Source organism: Mycobacterium branderi, assembly GCF_010728725.1.
GTDB lineage: Bacteria > Actinomycetota > Actinomycetes > Mycobacteriales > Mycobacteriaceae > Mycobacterium > Mycobacterium branderi.
The window spans coordinates 3,806,760-3,822,341 of record NZ_AP022606.1 but is presented as its reverse complement, the minus strand read 5'-3'; the positions used below and the strand labels follow the sequence as shown (position 1 = coordinate 3,822,341).

The window sequence follows — 15,582 nt, the reverse complement described above, 5'->3', positions numbered from 1 at the left end:
TCGGCCATCGCGAGCCCCCCGTTGCCGCTCACCCGGTTATGGTGACACCCCGCACTGCCCTACGCTGGGAAAACTCTGTGGACCATTTGTACATACTTTTGGCTATACTCGCCCCATGGCGACTGTTCCACTGGGTGAGGCACGCAATCATCTTTCGGAATACGTCGCCGACGTTGAGCGGACGCACGAGCGCGTCACGATCACGCGGCATGGGCATCCCGCCGCGGTACTGATTTCTGCTGACGAACTCGCGTCCATCGAAGAAACACTCGAGGTGTTGCGCACACCGGGCGCCGTGGATGCGATTCAACAGGGTTTCGCGGATGTGGCAGCCGGACATTTTGTCAGCAATGACGAGATCCGCAGCCGCTACACCGCCCGGTGAGCGACGACGATCACTACCACGTCGCCATCACGGCGACCGCTGCGTGTGACCTTAAGCGCTTACCCGAGAAAGCGGCCGCCGCGTGCGTCGAATTCATCTTCGGCTCTCTCGTCGAGAACCCCCACAGGTTGGGCAAACCGCTGCGTAACGACCTTGCGGGTCTGCGCTCGGCTCGTCGCGGCGACTACCGCGTCATCTACCTCATCGACGACCGCAACCGCCGGATCGCGATTCTGCACATCGCACGCCGTAGTGACGTGTACCGGCTGCAAACCCACTAGCCCGCGTTAGCAACCCATTCAGCCGCTTCGTCGACGGTGGCCACTGTCGCTACCCCGGCTGGTAACGGCGGGCGCTCCACCATCACCACCGGGATGTCCAGTGCCGCGGCGGCGTCAAGCTTCGCCCGGGTCATCTGTCCCCCGCTGTTCTTGGTCACGAGCGCATCGATGCGGTGCTCACGCAGCAGCGTGTACTCCCCCTCGTAGCGATACGGCCCGCGGGACAACACCAACTGGTGGCGACGCGGCAACAGATCGCCGTCGGGTGCGGTGACCGCGCGGATCAAAAACCAGGCGTCGGCGTCGGCGAAAGCTTTGACCCCCGACCTGCCAGTGGTGAGGAATACCCGCGAAAACCCGTGACGCACAATCACTTCAGCTGCCTCGGTATCCGACGCCACCACGATGGCATCACCTGGTTCCCACGCCGGACGGGCCAGCACCAGATATGGCAGCCCCAACTGGCGGCACGCTGACGCGGCGTTTGCGGTGATGGTCGCCGCGAAGGGGTGGGTGGCGTCGACGACGGCGTCGATTCTCTCGTCGCGCAACCACTTTCGCAGGCCGTCGATGCCGCCGAAGCCACCGATGCGCACCGGCCCGACGGGCAGCGCCGGATCGGGCACACGACCCGCCAGCGAGCTGATCACCTCGATGTCCGGGTGCAGCCGGGCCGCCAACGCGCGGGCCTCGCCGGTGCCGCCGAGCAGCAACACCCGCATCAGTGCCTGCTTCCCCGCACACGGCCAGTCGAATACAGGTAGCTGTCGGTGAACCCCGCGGCGGCCAGCACGTCGCCGACGAAAATCACGGCGGTCTTGGTGATTGCGGCGTTGTGCATCTGCTCGGCGATGTCGGCCAGCGTTCCCCGGAGCACTGTCTGCTGAGGCCAACTCGCGAAAGCGACGACAGCCGTGGGTGTTTCGGCGCGATAGCCGCCGGCCAGCAGCTGCGGGACGATCGCGTCGATCTGCGCGGCGGCCAGGTGCAGCACCAAAGTACCGCCCGAACGCGCCAGCGTTGCGAGGTCCTCCCCGGGCGGCATCGCCGTCGACAACGTGGCGACCCGGGTCAGCGTCACCGTCTGCGCCACCCCGGGCACGGTCAGCTCGCGGCCCAGCGCGGCCGCGGCGGCGGCGAAAGCCGGGACGCCGGGCACGATTTCGTACTCGATTCCCAGGGTGTCGAGGCGCCGGCACTGCTCGGCTAGCGCACTGTAGAGCGACGGGTCACCGCAATGCAGCCGCGCGACGTCCTGGCCGGCTGCGTCGGCAGAAGCGAGCTCGGCGACGATCTGGTCCAGCGTCAGCGGGCCGGTGTCGACCACCCGCGCGTCGGACGGGCACAACGCCAACAGGTCGTCGGGCATGATCGAGCCGGCGTACAGGCAGACCGGGCAACGGCTCAGCAGCCGCTGCCCGCGCACGGTGATCAGATCCGCGGCACCCGGGCCGGCCCCGATGAAATACACCGTCATGGCTTGACCATCGCCCATTGGGTGACAGGCAGCGCTGGACGCCAACCCGTGAAACTGCCCAGCGGCTCGCCCCGATAGTGCTGGAAGCGCTGGAGCTCCCCGCCGAGAATGGAATGCGCTTGCAACAGAACAGCTTCCGCCTCCGCGGTGACGGCATTGGCGACCAGCCGTCCGCCGGAGGGCAGGTTTTCCAGGCAGGCTTCGAGCACGCCGCGCTGGGTCAGGCCGCCGCCAATGAACACCGCCGACGGCGCCGCGGCGCCGGCGAACGCCTCCGGCGCCGCACCGCGCACGTCGATGTCGGCCCCGAAAGCCGCCGCGTTGCGAATGATGCGCCCGCGACGGGCCTCATCGCGCTCGAAAGCGACTGCACTGCAACCTTTCCCGCTGCGCGCCCATTCCACCGCGATACTTCCCGAACCCGACCCGACGTCCCACAGCCGCTGACCGGGCCGCGGCGCCAGCGCCGACAACGTCACCGCGCGGATCCCCTGCTTGGTGATCTGCCCGTCGTGGCTGAACGCATCCTCGGGTAGCGCGGCTGACATCTGTTCGTCGGGCAGGTAGCGGACCGCGATGACGTTGATGCCGTCGACGTCGTCGGGTGGGCCGGCCGCCCAGCCGCAGGCCGTGCTGTGCCGGCAACGCTCCCCCGGCCCGCCCAGCTGTTCGAGCACACTGAATTCCGAGTCGCCGCGGCCATATTCGGTGAGCAGGTCGGCCAGCGCCGCCGGCGTGCCGGCGTCGCGTGACAGCACGATCGCCCGTCCACCGCGGCGCACCGCGGTGTGCGGGGCGGCGTTGACCAGGCTGATCACCTCGGTGTCCTGCACGCTCCATCCCATTCGCGCGCACGCCAGTGTCACGGCCGACACATGCGGCATGACGGTGACCGACTCGGCCCCGAACAACCGGATCAGCGTGCCGCCGATGCCGTGCAGCAGCGGGTCACCGCTGGCCAGCACGTGCACGTCGGTCGGTTCGTCGGGCAAGCCGCGCAACGCGGGCAGCAACGGCGACGGCCACTCCCGACGCTCCGCCGGTACGGAGTCGTCGAGCAGATCGAGTTGCCGCCTCGACCCGTAAATTACTGCGGCCCTGCGCAATTCAGACGACGACGCCTCCGACAGCCCGGCCATCCCGTCGGCGCCGATGCCGACCACGACAATCATTGGCGCCGCTTTCCCCCGCAGCGGGTGGGCCCACACCGCAGGTAGGGGAGTACCCCCACCCCATCGCTGCACTGTATATCGGCGCCGGCGCGGATCATCGCGGCATCCGACGCCAAACGAACTGCGGCAGCATCCGCATCACCATAGACGCCGGCCCCAATGCCCGCGGCGCCCACACCGAGCGTCGGCCCTTGGCCAGCGCACGCGCGGTCGCGTCGGCGACCCGCGCCGGGGTGGTCGGCAGCGGGGCGGGTGTCATGCCCTGCGTCATCCTGCCGATCACGAAGCCGGGCCGAACAATCAGCAGCCGCACCCCGGTGCCGTGCAGTGCGTCGGCCAGTCCACTGGCGAAGCCGTCCAGACCCGCCTTGGCCGAGCCGTACACGTAGTTGGCGCGGCGCACCCGCGCCCCGGCGATCGACGAGAACACCACCAGCGAACCGCCTCGGGCGGCCCGCATGGCCGCGGCAAGGTGGGTCAGCAAGCTGACCTGCGCGACGTAGTCGGTGTGCACGATCGCCACCGCGTGCGCGGCGTCGGTCTCGGCGCGGGCCTGATCGCCGAGGATCCCGAACGCCAGCACTGCGGTGCCGATCGGCCCGTGTGCGTCGATGATCGAGGCGACCAGCGGTCCGTGGGTGTCCAGGTCGTCGGCGTCGAACTCGCAGGTGTGCACGGCCACTGCCCCGGCGGCGCGCACCATCGACACCTGATCGGCGAGCTGGTCGGCTTTGCGCGCCGCCAGCACCACCGTCGCGCCGGGTGCCAGCCGCAGGGCGAGCTCGACACCGATCTCGCTGCGGCCACCGAAAATCACCACTGGCCGGCCACCCGTGTCGTCCACGGCTGCGATTATGGCCTGCGCTAGCGTGAGCAGCGATGGCGAATACCACCACCCGGCTCACCCAGGACGCGCTGGCGTTTCTCACCGAACGCCATCTGGCCATGTTGACCACGCTGCGCGCCGACAATTCGCCGCATGTGGTGGCGGTGGGTTTCACCTTCGACCCCAAGACGCACATCGCGCGGGTGATCACCACCGGCGGCTCGCAGAAGGCGGTCAATGCGGAGCGCGGCGGGGTCGCGGTGCTGAGCCAGGTCGACGGCGCCCGGTGGCTGTCGCTGGAGGGCAAGGCCAAGGTGAACAGCGACGTCGACGCCGTCCGCGACGCCGAGCTGCGCTATGCCCAGCGGTACCGCACGCCGCGGGTCAACCCGCGACGGGTAGTCATCGAGGTGCAGGTGGAGCGGGTGCTGGGGTCTTCGGATCTGCTGGACCGCGGCAAAAGCTGAGCGTCCGTCTGCCGGCCCGTCCTTAGCCGGTGCGCGCGTCCCTGGCGCCCGGCGCGCGAATGACCAGTGGCACCGCCGGGAAATACGCGGCCATCTCCGGTCGCGACTTGGCCAGCGCGGCAGTCCCGTAGCCGCGGTGCCGGCAATCGGGCCGAATCCAGATCCGCACGTGCACTTCGTGGCCGATGAGTTCGCCGAACACCATGCCGACCTTCTCGTCGCCGTCGACCGCGACGAACCACGCCGCCTCCTCAGCGTCGATTCGGGCCATCGCCGAGCGGATCTCGTCGTCGAGGTTGTCCGCGGGGCCGGCCGAGCCGTCGCCGTGGGTACCGACCTCCTGGGTCCGCGCAGCGAAGATGTCGCGATCGGATTCGCCGGCGAACGGTCGAAGCACCAGGGTTTCGCCCGAGCTGGCCGGCCGCTCCTTCAGCGTGAAGCTCAGTTGGCTGTTCAGATCCTCGAGCTCGGCGGCGATCTTCTTGCGCGAATCCTCGGTGAGCTGCTCCAGCGACATCCCGATCACGGCCTCGGCGCCCCGATGCGAGGTGCCCAACAGGGCGACGATCGCTTCGACGGCGGCCTTCCGGTCGTCGGCGTCCACAATTGCGTCGAGCACCTCGTGCCGGCGTTCGAGGGCGTTGAGCAGAGCGTCGGCGATCTCCCGACGGGCGGCTGCACGGTCGTGATTGGTCATCGCCTGAGCGTAGACGGTTACGCGGCGCTGATCAGGCGATCGGCACCACGATCAACTCATGCGGGCGGTGGTTGACGGGCTCGGCGCCGTTGTCGGTGACGACGACGATGTCCTCGATGCGTGCCCCCCACTGGCCCGGGAAATAGATGCCGGGCTCGACCGAGAACGCCATGCCCGCGGTGAGCTGCAGGTCGTTGCCCGCGACGATGTAAGGCTCCTCGTGCACCGACAAGCCGATGCCGTGGCCCGTGCGGTGCACGAAATACTCGCCGAGCCCGGCTGCGGACAGCACGTCGCGGGCGGCGGCGTCCACCTGTTCGGCGGTCACCCCCGGGCGCACCGCGTCGACCGCCGCCCGCTGCGCGTGTTGCAGCACCGAATAGTGTTGCGCCACTTCGGCACTGGGCTCGCCGAGGCTGTAGGTTCGCGTCGAGTCGGAATGATAGCCCGGCTCGTAGCTGCCGCCGATGTCGACGACGACGATGTCGCCGGCGCGCAATTCGCGGGTCGAGCATTCGTGATGCGGGTCGGCGCCGTGCGGTCCGGAGCCCACGATGACGAACGCCACCTCCGAATGTCCTTCGTCGACAATGGCTTTCGCGATGTCGGCGGCAACGTCGGCCTCGGTTCGGCCGGGCACCAGGAAATCCGGCACCCGGGCGTGCACCCGGTCGATGGCCGCGCCCGCCTTGCGCAGCGCGTCGATCTCGGCCGCGTCTTTGATCATTCGCAGCTCGCGCAGCACGCCGGTGGCCAATACCGGCACCACGCCGAGGATGTCGGCAAGCGGGAGCAGATGCAGGGCCGGCATCGCATCGGTGACCGCGGTCGCCACCGGTGTGCCGCCCAGCGCTGCGGCGACCAGCCGGTAGGGGTCGTCGCCGTCGACCCAATCGGCCACCGCCAGGCCCAGATCCGCTGCCGCGGACTCCTTCAGCGCGGCCAGCTCCAGGCGGGGCACCACCACCGTCGGGTCGCCGGACGCGGGCACCACCAGCGCGGTGAGCCGCTCGAACGTCTGCGCCCGCGAACCGATCAGATACCGCAGGTCGTAGCCCGGTGTGATCACCAGGCCGGCCAGCCCGGCCTCAGCGGTGGCGGCCGCCGCGGCGGCGAGCCGGCGGGCGTAGACGTCTGCGGGGAATCGGTGCGCGGCCACGCTGGCAGGATATCGGGCATGCCCGCACCCCTGCTTCTGCTCGACGGCGCCAGCATGTGGTTTCGCTCCTACTACGGGGTGCCGACATCGATCACGTCGCCCGACGGCCGGCCGGTGAACGCCGTCCGCGGCTTTCTGGACTCGATGGCGCTGGTGATCACCCGGCAACGGCCCCGCCGGCTGGTGGTGTGCCTGGATCTGGACTGGCGCCCGCAGTTCCGGGTGGACGCCATCCCGTCGTACAAAGCCCACCGCGTGGAGCAGGAAAACCCCGACGGCCAAGTCGATGTCGAGGAAGTGCCTGACGAGTTGTCGCCGCAGGTGGAGATCATCGAAGAAATCCTCGATGCGTTCGGCATCTGCACGGCCGGCGCGGTGGGTTTCGAAGCCGACGACGTGATCGGCACGCTCGCCGCCGCCGAACGCCGCGACCCCGTCGTCGTCGTCAGCGGAGATCGGGACCTGCTGCAGGTGGTTGGCGACGACCCGGTCCCGGTCCGGGTGCTCTACCTCGGCCGCGGCCTGACCAATGCGACGCTGCTGGGCCCCGCCGAGGTCGCCGACCGTTACGGGATCCCGGTGGACCGGGCCGGCGAGGGTTACGCCGAATTGGCATTGCTGCGCGGGGATCCCTCCGACGGCCTTCCGGGCGTGCCGGGGATCGGCGAGAAGACGGCCGCAACGCTATTGTCCCAGCACGGCTCGCTGGCAACGATCCTGAAGGCCGTCGACGACCCGAAATCGTCGCTGTCCAAAGGACTTCGGCGCAAACTGCGCGACGCCGCCGACTACGTCGAGGCCGCCGGCCCGGTGGTGCGGGTGGCCCTCAACGTACCTGTCGCGCTGTCAACACCATCCGACGCGCTGCCGCTGACGGCCGCCGATCCGCCGCGGGTGGCCGACCTCGCGACGCGTTACGGTGTCGGGTCGTCGATCGCGCGGCTGCAGAAAGCGCTGGATTCGTTGCCAGGGTGAGCTACTTCGGCCGGCCCACCTCGTAGGTGCCCTTGTTGTCCTGGAAGGTCACCGTCACCTGCCGCTTGCTGCCGTCGATGCTGACGCTGCAGTCGAAGGTGCCGCCCTTCTTCACGACGGGGTTTTGACCGTCGTTGCATTTGACGTCCTTGACGTTCTTGGCGCCGTAGCCGTTGGTCTCGTCGGTCAGGATCTGCCGCACGCCGGCCTGCGCCTTGTTGATGTCCAGCTTGGTGGTGACGAAGAACCCCGGCGCCCAAAAACCCAGCACCAGAACGACGCCCACCACGATCGCGGCGAACACGCCGATGACCGTCCCGATCACCGCCCGCGAACGCTTGGCGCCGGTCGGCGGCGGCCCGTACTGGCCGGGCTGCTGCGGGTACTGGCCGTACTGTCCCGGTGGGTACTGGCCGTATTGCCCCGGCTGTCCGTATTGGCCCGGGTACTGACCCGGCTGCTGCGGGTACTGGCCGGTTTGGGCGCCGTACTGCTCGGGCTGCGGGTAGGCCGGCGGCTGCGCATAGGGCTGAGACGGCGGATAGTACTGCCCGGGTTGCTGGTACTGCTGGTACTCGGTGGGCGTATACGCCGGCGCCTGCCACGTCGGCTGCTCGCCGGACGGCTGTTGCCAGGGCGATGCCTGCTGCGTCGGCTGCTCGGACTGCTGATCCTCGCCCTGCGGTGGCTGCCACGGCTGGTTCGGGTCAGATCCCTGCGGTCCGCTCATCGTGTTTCCGGTCCTCTCAGTCGCGGTGCTGGCTATGCAACCGTAGCTGCGGCCTCAGCCTACCCGGCGTCAACTGCGACGACGCCACGCCGAACGGCGTCGATCGCCTGTTTCGCGGTGACGCTGAGGTCTGGTTGCGGGGCGGCGTTGCGGACCTGGTCGAGCAGGTCGAGGACCTGACGGCACCAGCGCACGAAATCCCCGGCCGACAGCGGGGAGCCGCTGCCGTCGGCGTCCGCAGCCATCAACGCCGAGGCCAGATCCCCGCTGCCGGCCCACCGGTAGATCGCGGCGACGAACCCGTCGTCGGGTTCGCGACTCAGCGCGATGCGATGCCGCTGCTCGTCGGCGCGCAACGCCGCCGAGAGCCGTCGCGTCCGATGCAGCGCCTGGCTCAACGGCGCCGGCAACGCCTCCCGCGACGGCCCGGAACCGCCGTCGCCGCGCGACTCGTAGAGCACCGACGAGAGCACCGCGGCCAGTTCGGCGGGTCGCAGACCGGTCCACGCGCCGGTGCGCAGGCATTCGGCGACCAGCAGGTCGCTTTCGCTGTAGATGCGGGCCAGCAGTCGGCCGTCGTCGGTGACCCGCGGATCGTCGTCAACAACTCTGATGAAGCCGCGCTCGGTGAGCAACCCGACGATCCGGTCGAAGGTGCGGGCCAGCGAATTGGTGGCGGCGGCCACCTTCTTTTGCAGCTGCGCGTTGTCGCGTTCGATGCGCAGATACCGCTCGGCGACCCGCATCCGGGCTTCCCGGTCGGGCGCGTGGTGGGCGGGATGGTGCCGCAACTGCTGGCGCAGCGCTGACAATTCGGGATCGACGTCCGGGTCGTCGGATGGCGAGGCCCGGCGGCGGCCGCGGGCAGACGGGATCGCCAACCCCGCCGCCGCCGATCGCAATGCCGACGCCAGATCGCGGCGGACCCGTGGCTGGCGGTGCTCGACCCGCTTGGGCAACGTCATCGACCCGACCGGCGTCGACGCGCCCGAGTAGTCCGCCGACGAAATCCGGCCCGCCCAGCGATGTTCGGTAAGCACCAAGGGCCGCGGGTCGGAGCTGTCCTTATCGGATTCCAGCACCACTGCCAACCCATTACGACGGCCGTGCGGGATCGTGATGATGTCGCCGCGGCGCAGCGCGGCCAGCGCGTCGTTGGCGGCCTGCCGCCGCTGCAGCCGCGACGCGCGGGCCTGCGCGCGTTCTCGTTGCGAAATCTGTTCGCGCAGCCGGGCATAGTCGAGAATCGGCGCGTCCTTTCCGCCGAGCTCGGCGGCGATGTCGTCGAGCATCCGCTCGCCGCGCTCGATGCCGCGGACTAGCCCTACCACGGACCGGTCGGCTTGGTACTGCGCGAACGACTGCTCCAGCAGCCGGTGCGCCTGTCGTGGGCCCATGCGGTGCACCAGGTTGATCGTCATGTTGTACGACGGCGCAAACGAACTGCGCAGCGGGAACGTCCGGGTCGATGCCAGCCCGGCGACTTCCGCCGGTTCGATGTCGGGATGCCAGATCACCACTGCGTGGCCTTCGACGTCGATGCCGCGCCGGCCGGCCCGGCCGGTCAGCTGGGTGTACTCCCCCGGTGTCAGCGGCACATGCTGCTCGCCGTTGAACTTGACCAGCCGCTCCAGCACCACGGTCCGCGCCGGCATGTTGATGCCCAAAGCCAGTGTCTCAGTGGCGAATACGGCCTTGATCAGTCCGGCGGTGAACAGCTCCTCGACGGTGTGACGGAAGATCGGCAGCATCCCGGCGTGGTGGGCGGCCAGACCACGCAGCAGGCCCTCGCGCCACTCGTAGTAGCCGAGCACGTCCAAGTCGGCGTCGGCCAGATCGCCGCAGCGGTGGTCGATCACCTCCGCGATCCGGGCCCGGTCCTCGTCGGTGGTCAGCCGCAACGACGAGCGCAGGCACTGCGCGACGGCGGCATCACACCCGGCGCGGGAGAACACGAACGTGATCGCCGGCAGCAGACCGTCGGAGTCCAGCGCACGGATCACGTCGGGCCGCGACGGCGGCCGGTACATGGTGGGACGCCCGGGACCACGGCGCGGTCGCCAGTCGGCCAAGCGATCCGCCTCGCGGCGATTCGCGATGTGGCGCACCAGGTTTGGGTCGACTTTGGGCTCACGCCCGGCCGCGTCGTAGTCGAACAGGTCGAAAAGGCGTTTGCCGACCAGCATGTGCTGCCACAGCGGCACCGGGCGGTGTTCGTCGACCACCACCGCCGTGTCGCCGCGCACGGTTTGGATCCAGCCGCCGAACTCCTCGGCGTTGCTCACCGTCGCCGACAGGCTCACCAGGCGCACCTCGTCGGGCAGATGCAGGATGACCTCTTCCCACACCGCACCGCGCATCCGGTCGGCAAGGAAATGCACCTCGTCCATCACCACGTGCGAAAGCCCTTGCAGCAGCGGAGAATCGGCGTAGAGCATGTTGCGCAGCACTTCGGTGGTCATCACCACCACCGGCGCGTTGGCGTTGACCGACAGGTCGCCGGTGAGCAACCCGATGCGGTCCTTGCCGTAGCGGGCGACGAAGTCGGTGTGCTTCTGGTTGCTCAGCGCCTTGAGCGGCGTGGTGTAAAAGCATTTGCCGGCGGCGGCCAGCGCCAGGTGCACCGCGAACTCGCCGACCACGGTCTTGCCGGCGCCCGTCGGTGCGCATACCAGCACCCCGTGACCGCGTTCCAGCGCCGCGCAGGCCTGCTGTTGGAAGGGGTCGAGTCCGAACGGCAGCTCGGCGGTGAACCGCGCCAACTCGCTCATCGGGTCCCCGCCCCGCGCGGGCGGCAAAGGGGGTCAGGTGACGTCGTCATGGGGTCCGGCGATGCTCGACGGCGCCGTCACCGCCGACGGCGGCTCGATGGTTGAGGCTTCGTCGTCGGGGATCGCGGTCAGCGCTTCACGCTTCGCCTTGCGTTTGTCGTGCACGCGGGCGATCTGGATCGCCAACTCCAGCAGCAGGGTCAGCGCCAGCCCGAGCGCCATCATCGAGAACGGGTCGGACCCGGGCGTGAAGATGGCCGCAAAGCAGAACATCGCGAAGATCAGGCCGCGCCGCCACGACCGCAGGCGCGCGTAGCTCAGCACACCGGCCAGGTTCAGCATCACGATCAGCAGCGGGAATTCGAAGCTGACCCCGAACACCAGCAGCAAGTTGATCAAAAAGCCGAAATACCGGTCGCCGGACAACGCGGTCACCTGCACGTCGCTTCCGACGGTCAACAGGAAGTGCAACGCCTTGGACAACACCAGGTAAGCCAGGACCGCGCCGGCGACGAACAGCACCGCGGCCGGAATCACGAACGCCACCGCGAAGCGGCGCTCCTTGCGGTAGAGGCCCGGCGTGATGAATGCCCACAGCTGGTAGAGCCACATCGGGCAGGCCAGCACGATGCCGGCGGTCAGCCCGACCTTGAGCCGCAACATGAATTGGTCGAACGGCGCGGTGGCCAGCAGCCGGCACTGCCCGTCGGCGCTGATGTCCGCGCGGGCCGAGGCCGGCAGCGCGCAGTAGGGGTGGCGCAGCCACTCGCCGAGGCTTTCCAGCCCGAACAGCGAATGCGAGTACCACACGAATCCCAGCGCCGTGGTGAGCACGATGGTGCCCAGCGAGATGAGCAGCCGGGTGCGCAACTCGGTCAGGTGCTCGACGAGCGACATCGTGCCGTCTGGGTTGGTGCGGCTGCGCCGCATGCGCGGGTCGAGCTTCCGCAGGATTCCGGTGGTGCGCACGGTCAGTCAGACAGCACGTGCGGAGTGTCCGCACGCGGGGGTCGACGGCAGGCTAGCTCGACCGTCCGTCGGTCGCCGGCGGCTCGACCCGCTCCGACTGCACCGATGTGGGGCCGGTAGGAGATTCCGACTTGCTCTCGTTCTGCAGTTCACGGACCTCAGACTTGAAGATTCGCAACGACTTGCCTAGCGAACGCGCCGCGTCGGGGAGCCGCTTGGCACCGAAGAGCACCACGACCACGACGGCGAGGATCAGCCAGTGCCACGGACTAAGACTGCCCACTTTGGTTACCTCCAGACGTTCACCCGATGCTACCGCGCCGCGGCCTGGTAGGCCTCCAGCGCCGCGGCGGCGGCCTCGCGTACCCGCCGGGCCAGCGACTCGGGCGCCAGCACCCGCACCGCCGGCCCCAGCCCCAGCACCAGGCGGGTCATCCAGTCGTCGGAGGCGTAAGTCATCGCCGCCTCGCAGTAGCCGTCGGGCAGCTCGCGCAGTAGCCGCATCGGGTAGTAGTCGAACATCCACGACGCCGACGGCGCCAGCCGCAGTGTGGCCGACGGCAGCGACGGGTCGGCGTCGAACAGCGAGGTGTCCGGCGGGGCCTGCAACGCGGGTTCCGGCGGCGCCGACGGCTCGTCGAGCACCTGCGCGTCGACGATGCGGTCGAACCGGAACAGCCGCACCCCCTCGGCCTCCCGCGACCAGGCTTCCAGGTAGCTGTGGTCGCCGACCAGCACCACCCGGATCGGGTCGACGACCCGGGTGGACAGCGTGTCGTGCGAGGCGGCGTAATAGTCGATCGCACACGCGCGGTTGGTGCGCACCGCGGTGCGCACGGCGGCCGCGGCCTCGCTCTCGGCCGGCGCCGGCTCGTCGACGGCCCCAGAACCGCGCGCGGCGACACCGGCCGCGGTTTCGATCTTGGCGATCGCGCTGCGGGCCGCCTCCGGGTCGACCACACCGGGGATGTCGGCCAGCGCCCGCAGCGCCACCAGCAGCACGGTGGCCTCCGGCGAGGACAGCCGCAGCGGCTTGTCCACGCCCGCCGAGAACGTCACCTCGATGGTGTCGCCGGAGAAGTCGAAGTCGATCAGGTCACCCGGGTAGTACCCCGGCAGGCCACACACCCACAGCTGTTTGAGGTCTTCGTCGAGCTGCTCGAGCGACACGCCCAGGTCGGCGGCCGCCTCGGCGCGCGTGATCCGCGGGTTGGCCTGGAAGTACGGCACCATGTTGAGCAGCCGCACCAGCCGCGTCGACACGGGGGTCATACCTGTGCCCTCAGCCGCGCGAGCACGTCGTCGCGCAGCGACTCCGGTTCCAGCACCACGGCGTCGGCGCCGTAGCCGGCGATCTCGCGCGCCAGCCGGTCAGTGGATCCGATCTCGAGTTCGATCACGTCGCCGTCCCGGCCCGCCAATTGTCTTGGGCCCACGGCCTTTCCGGCGCGCCGCAGCGCGGTGCAACGGCCCTCGGCCAGCCACACCCGCCCCTGCACACCGGTCGGCGTGTCGGACACCGTCTCGGCCACGACCGCGCGCAGGTTCACCCCTTCGGGCCGGCTGACCGCGCCGGGCGGGCCGATCGGTGTGACCGGGTCGCCGATCCGCGACAGCCGAAACACGCGGGTGGCGTCGCGGTCGCGGTCGTGCCCGACCAGATACCAGCGGCCTTTTTCGGTGACCACACCCCACGGCTCGACGGTGCGAAGTGTGTACGGCTCGGTGCGCGACGGGCGGTGCGGGAACTGCACGGCCCGGCCGGCGTCGATCGCCGACAGCAGGGCACCCAGGCTGTCCTCCGAGCCGCGGACTCCGCCCAGTCTGGCCGGCGATGCGATGGTCACCGGAGCATCGGGGTCGACGTCCACGCCGGCGGCGCGCAGCTTGAGCAGCGCGCCCTGCGTGGCGGTGACCAGCTCGGGCGACTCCCACAGCTGCGTGGCGACCGCCACCGCGGCGGCCTCCTCGGGGGTCAGCTCGACGGGCGGCAGCGCGTATGTGTCGCGGTTGATGCGGTAGCCCTCCACCGGGTCGAACGACGACACCTTGCCGGTCTCCAGCGGGATGCCGAGGTCGCGCAGCTCGTTCTTGTCGCGCTCGAACATCCGCGAGAACGCTTCGTCGCTGGGGCTGTCGCCGTAGCCGGCGACGCTGGACCGGATCTTCTCGGCGGTGAGGTACCCGCGCGCCGACAGCAACGCGATGACAAGGTTCATCAGCCGTTCGACTTTGGAGGTCGCCACGGGCCCACCTTAATTGCCCGACTCCTCCTCATCGCACTACGTGCTCTGCATCGTCGTCGGGCGAATTACATGCTGGCGATCAGCCGTTTGACCCGCTCGTCGACCGACCGGAACGGGTCTTTGCACAGCACGGTGCGCTGGGCCTGGTCGTTGAGTTTGAGGTGCACCCAGTCGACGGTGAAGTCACGGCCGGCGGCCTGTGCGGCGCTGATGAATTCGCCGCGCAGCCGGGCCCGGGTGGTCTGCGGCGGCTGGTCGACGGCGTCCTCGATTTCCTCGTCGGTGGTGATCCGGGCCGCCAGGCCCTTGCGCTGCAGCAGATCGAACACGCCGCGGCCGCGCTTGATGTCGTGATAGGCAAGGTCGAGTTGCGCGATCTTGGGGTCGGACAGCTCCATGTCGTAGCGGTCCTGGTAGCGCTGGAACAGCTTGCGCTTGATCACCCAGTCGATCTCGGTGTCGACCTTGGCGAAGTCCTGGCTCTCGACGGCGTCGAGCTGACGGCCCCACAGGTCGACGACCTGCTCGATCTGCGCGTTGGGCTCGCGGGTCTGCAGGTGCTCGACGGCGCGGGCGTAGTACTCGCGCTGGATGTCCAGCGCGCTGGCCTGCCGCCCGCCGGCCAGCCGCACCGGGCGACGGCCGGTGATGTCGTGGCTGACCTCGCGGATGGCCCGGATCGGGTTGTCCAGCGAGAAGTCGCGGAACGCCACCCCGGCTTCGATCATCTCCAGCACCAGCGCCGCGGTGCCCACCTTGAGCATGGTGGTGGTCTCGCACATGTTGGAGTCGCCGACGATGACGTGCAGGCGCCGGTATTTTTCGGCGTCGGCGTGCGGCTCGTCGCGGGTGTTGATGATCGGGCGTGACCGTGTGGTGGCGCTGGAGACGCCCTCCCAGATGTGCTCGGCGCGTTGGGAGAGGCAGAACGTGGCCGCTTTCGGGGTTTGCAGCACCTTGCCGGCCCCGCAGATCAGCTGACGGGTGACCAGGAAGGGCAGCAGCACGTCGGAGATCCGGGAGAACTCGCCGGCCCGCACGATCAAGTAATTCTCGTGGCAGCCGTAGGAGTTGCCGGCCGAATCGGTGTTGTTCTTGAACAGGTAGATGTCGCCGCCGATGCCCTCGTCGGCGAGCCGCTGCTCGGCGTCGACCAGCAGGTCCTCCAGCACCCGTTCCCCGGCGCGGTCGTGGGTGACCAGCTGCACCAGGCTGTCGCATTCGGCGGTGGCGTATTCGGGGTGGCTGCCCACGTCCAGGTACAGCCGCGCGCCGTTGCGCAGGAAGACGTTCGAGCTGCGGCCCCACGACACCACCCGGCGGAACAGGTAGCGCGCGACCTCGTCGGGGCTCAGGCGGCGATGGCCGTGAAACGTGCAGGTGACACCGAACTCGGTCTCGATGCCCATGATTCGCCGCTGCACGAT

Annotated in this window: 17 protein-coding genes; 4 read left to right on the top strand and 13 right to left on the bottom strand. The window is 69.3% G+C overall.

Features of this window, described 5'->3' with window-relative positions:
* Positions 1-115: 115 nt before the first annotated feature.
* Complete coding sequence (locus tag G6N47_RS18660; RefSeq protein WP_083131910.1) at positions 116-385, top strand: type II toxin-antitoxin system Phd/YefM family antitoxin; 270 nt, start codon at positions 116-118, stop codon at positions 383-385.
* Positions 382-666, top strand: coding sequence for a type II toxin-antitoxin system RelE family toxin (locus G6N47_RS18655; protein ID WP_083131911.1), 285 nt, complete (start codon positions 382-384; stop codon positions 664-666). The genes G6N47_RS18660 and G6N47_RS18655 overlap by 4 nt, the downstream gene beginning before the upstream one ends.
* On the opposite strand, the gene G6N47_RS18650 is transcribed toward G6N47_RS18655, so the two are convergent.
* From G6N47_RS18650 to G6N47_RS18635, 4 genes are all read right to left on the bottom strand, one after another.
* Positions 663-1,388 carry a cobalt-precorrin-6A reductase gene (locus G6N47_RS18650; RefSeq protein ID WP_083131912.1) on the bottom strand — a complete coding sequence of 242 codons (726 nt, stop codon included), beginning with the start codon at positions 1,386-1,388 and terminating at the stop codon, positions 663-665. The genes G6N47_RS18655 and G6N47_RS18650 overlap by 4 nt on opposite strands.
* On the bottom strand, positions 1,388-2,143 hold the full coding sequence (cobM, locus tag G6N47_RS18645; protein WP_083132010.1) for a precorrin-4 C(11)-methyltransferase: 756 nt from the start codon (positions 2,141-2,143) through the stop codon (positions 1,388-1,390). The genes G6N47_RS18650 and cobM overlap by 1 nt, the downstream gene beginning before the upstream one ends.
* Positions 2,140-3,315 (bottom strand): precorrin-6y C5,15-methyltransferase (decarboxylating) subunit CbiE, encoded by a 1,176-nt coding sequence (cbiE, locus tag G6N47_RS18640; RefSeq protein WP_083131913.1) that lies wholly within the window; start codon positions 3,313-3,315, stop codon positions 2,140-2,142. The genes cobM and cbiE overlap by 4 nt, the downstream gene beginning before the upstream one ends.
* Before the next feature lie 94 nt (positions 3,316-3,409).
* Entirely contained in the window at positions 3,410-4,159 is a 750-nt protein-coding gene (locus G6N47_RS18635; RefSeq protein ID WP_083131914.1) for an SDR family NAD(P)-dependent oxidoreductase, read from the bottom strand.
* A gap of 35 nt (positions 4,160-4,194) precedes the next feature.
* On the opposite strand from G6N47_RS18635, the gene G6N47_RS18630 reads away from it, so the two are divergent.
* Entirely contained in the window at positions 4,195-4,608 is a 414-nt protein-coding gene (locus tag G6N47_RS18630; RefSeq protein WP_083131915.1) for a F420-dependent biliverdin reductase, read from the top strand.
* Positions 4,609-4,630: 22 nt separating this feature from the next.
* Here the strand turns inward: G6N47_RS18630 and G6N47_RS18625 are convergent, their stop codons facing one another.
* Together G6N47_RS18625 and G6N47_RS18620 are read right to left on the bottom strand one after the other, a co-directional pair.
* Positions 4,631-5,305, bottom strand: a complete 675-nt coding sequence (locus tag G6N47_RS18625) for a GNAT family N-acetyltransferase (RefSeq protein WP_083131916.1) — start codon at positions 5,303-5,305, stop codon at positions 4,631-4,633.
* Between the two features lie 31 nt (positions 5,306-5,336).
* The gene (locus tag G6N47_RS18620; protein WP_083131917.1) at positions 5,337-6,464 is read right to left on the bottom strand and encodes a M24 family metallopeptidase; all 1,128 of its coding nucleotides are present in this window, start codon (positions 6,462-6,464) and stop codon (positions 5,337-5,339) included.
* 18 nt (positions 6,465-6,482) lie between these two features.
* Between G6N47_RS18620 and G6N47_RS18615 the strand changes: the two genes are divergently transcribed.
* On the top strand, positions 6,483-7,439 hold the full coding sequence (locus tag G6N47_RS18615) for a 5'-3' exonuclease (protein ID WP_083131918.1): 957 nt from the start codon (positions 6,483-6,485) through the stop codon (positions 7,437-7,439).
* A 1-nt stretch (position 7,440) separates the two neighbouring features.
* Here G6N47_RS18615 and G6N47_RS18610 read toward each other — a convergent pair whose 3' ends face one another.
* The 7 genes from G6N47_RS18610 to pafA form a co-directional block, all read right to left on the bottom strand.
* Positions 7,441-8,169: a DUF4333 domain-containing protein gene (locus G6N47_RS18610; RefSeq protein ID WP_083131919.1), complete on the bottom strand. Its 729-nt coding sequence runs from the start codon at positions 8,167-8,169 to the stop codon at positions 7,441-7,443.
* Positions 8,170-8,228: 59 nt separating this feature from the next.
* Positions 8,229-10,940 carry a DEAD/DEAH box helicase gene (locus G6N47_RS18605; RefSeq protein ID WP_083131920.1) on the bottom strand — a complete coding sequence of 904 codons (2,712 nt, stop codon included), beginning with the start codon at positions 10,938-10,940 and terminating at the stop codon, positions 8,229-8,231.
* A gap of 33 nt (positions 10,941-10,973) precedes the next feature.
* A complete protein-coding gene (gene tatC, locus G6N47_RS18600) occupies positions 10,974-11,870 on the bottom strand; it encodes a twin-arginine translocase subunit TatC (protein WP_276036411.1) in 897 nt (298 codons plus the stop codon).
* A 91-nt stretch (positions 11,871-11,961) separates the two neighbouring features.
* Positions 11,962-12,192, bottom strand: a complete 231-nt coding sequence (gene tatA, locus G6N47_RS18595) for a Sec-independent protein translocase subunit TatA (protein WP_083131921.1) — start codon at positions 12,190-12,192, stop codon at positions 11,962-11,964.
* Between the two features lie 29 nt (positions 12,193-12,221).
* Complete coding sequence (locus G6N47_RS18590) at positions 12,222-13,181, bottom strand: helix-turn-helix transcriptional regulator (RefSeq protein ID WP_083131922.1); 960 nt, start codon at positions 13,179-13,181, stop codon at positions 12,222-12,224.
* Positions 13,178-14,155, bottom strand: coding sequence for a helix-turn-helix transcriptional regulator (locus G6N47_RS18585; RefSeq protein ID WP_083131923.1), 978 nt, complete (start codon positions 14,153-14,155; stop codon positions 13,178-13,180). The genes G6N47_RS18590 and G6N47_RS18585 overlap by 4 nt, the downstream gene beginning before the upstream one ends.
* 65 nt (positions 14,156-14,220) lie before the next feature.
* Positions 14,221-15,579: a Pup--protein ligase gene (gene pafA / locus G6N47_RS18580; protein ID WP_116376193.1), complete on the bottom strand. Its 1,359-nt coding sequence runs from the start codon at positions 15,577-15,579 to the stop codon at positions 14,221-14,223.
* Positions 15,580-15,582: the final 3 nt, after the last annotated feature.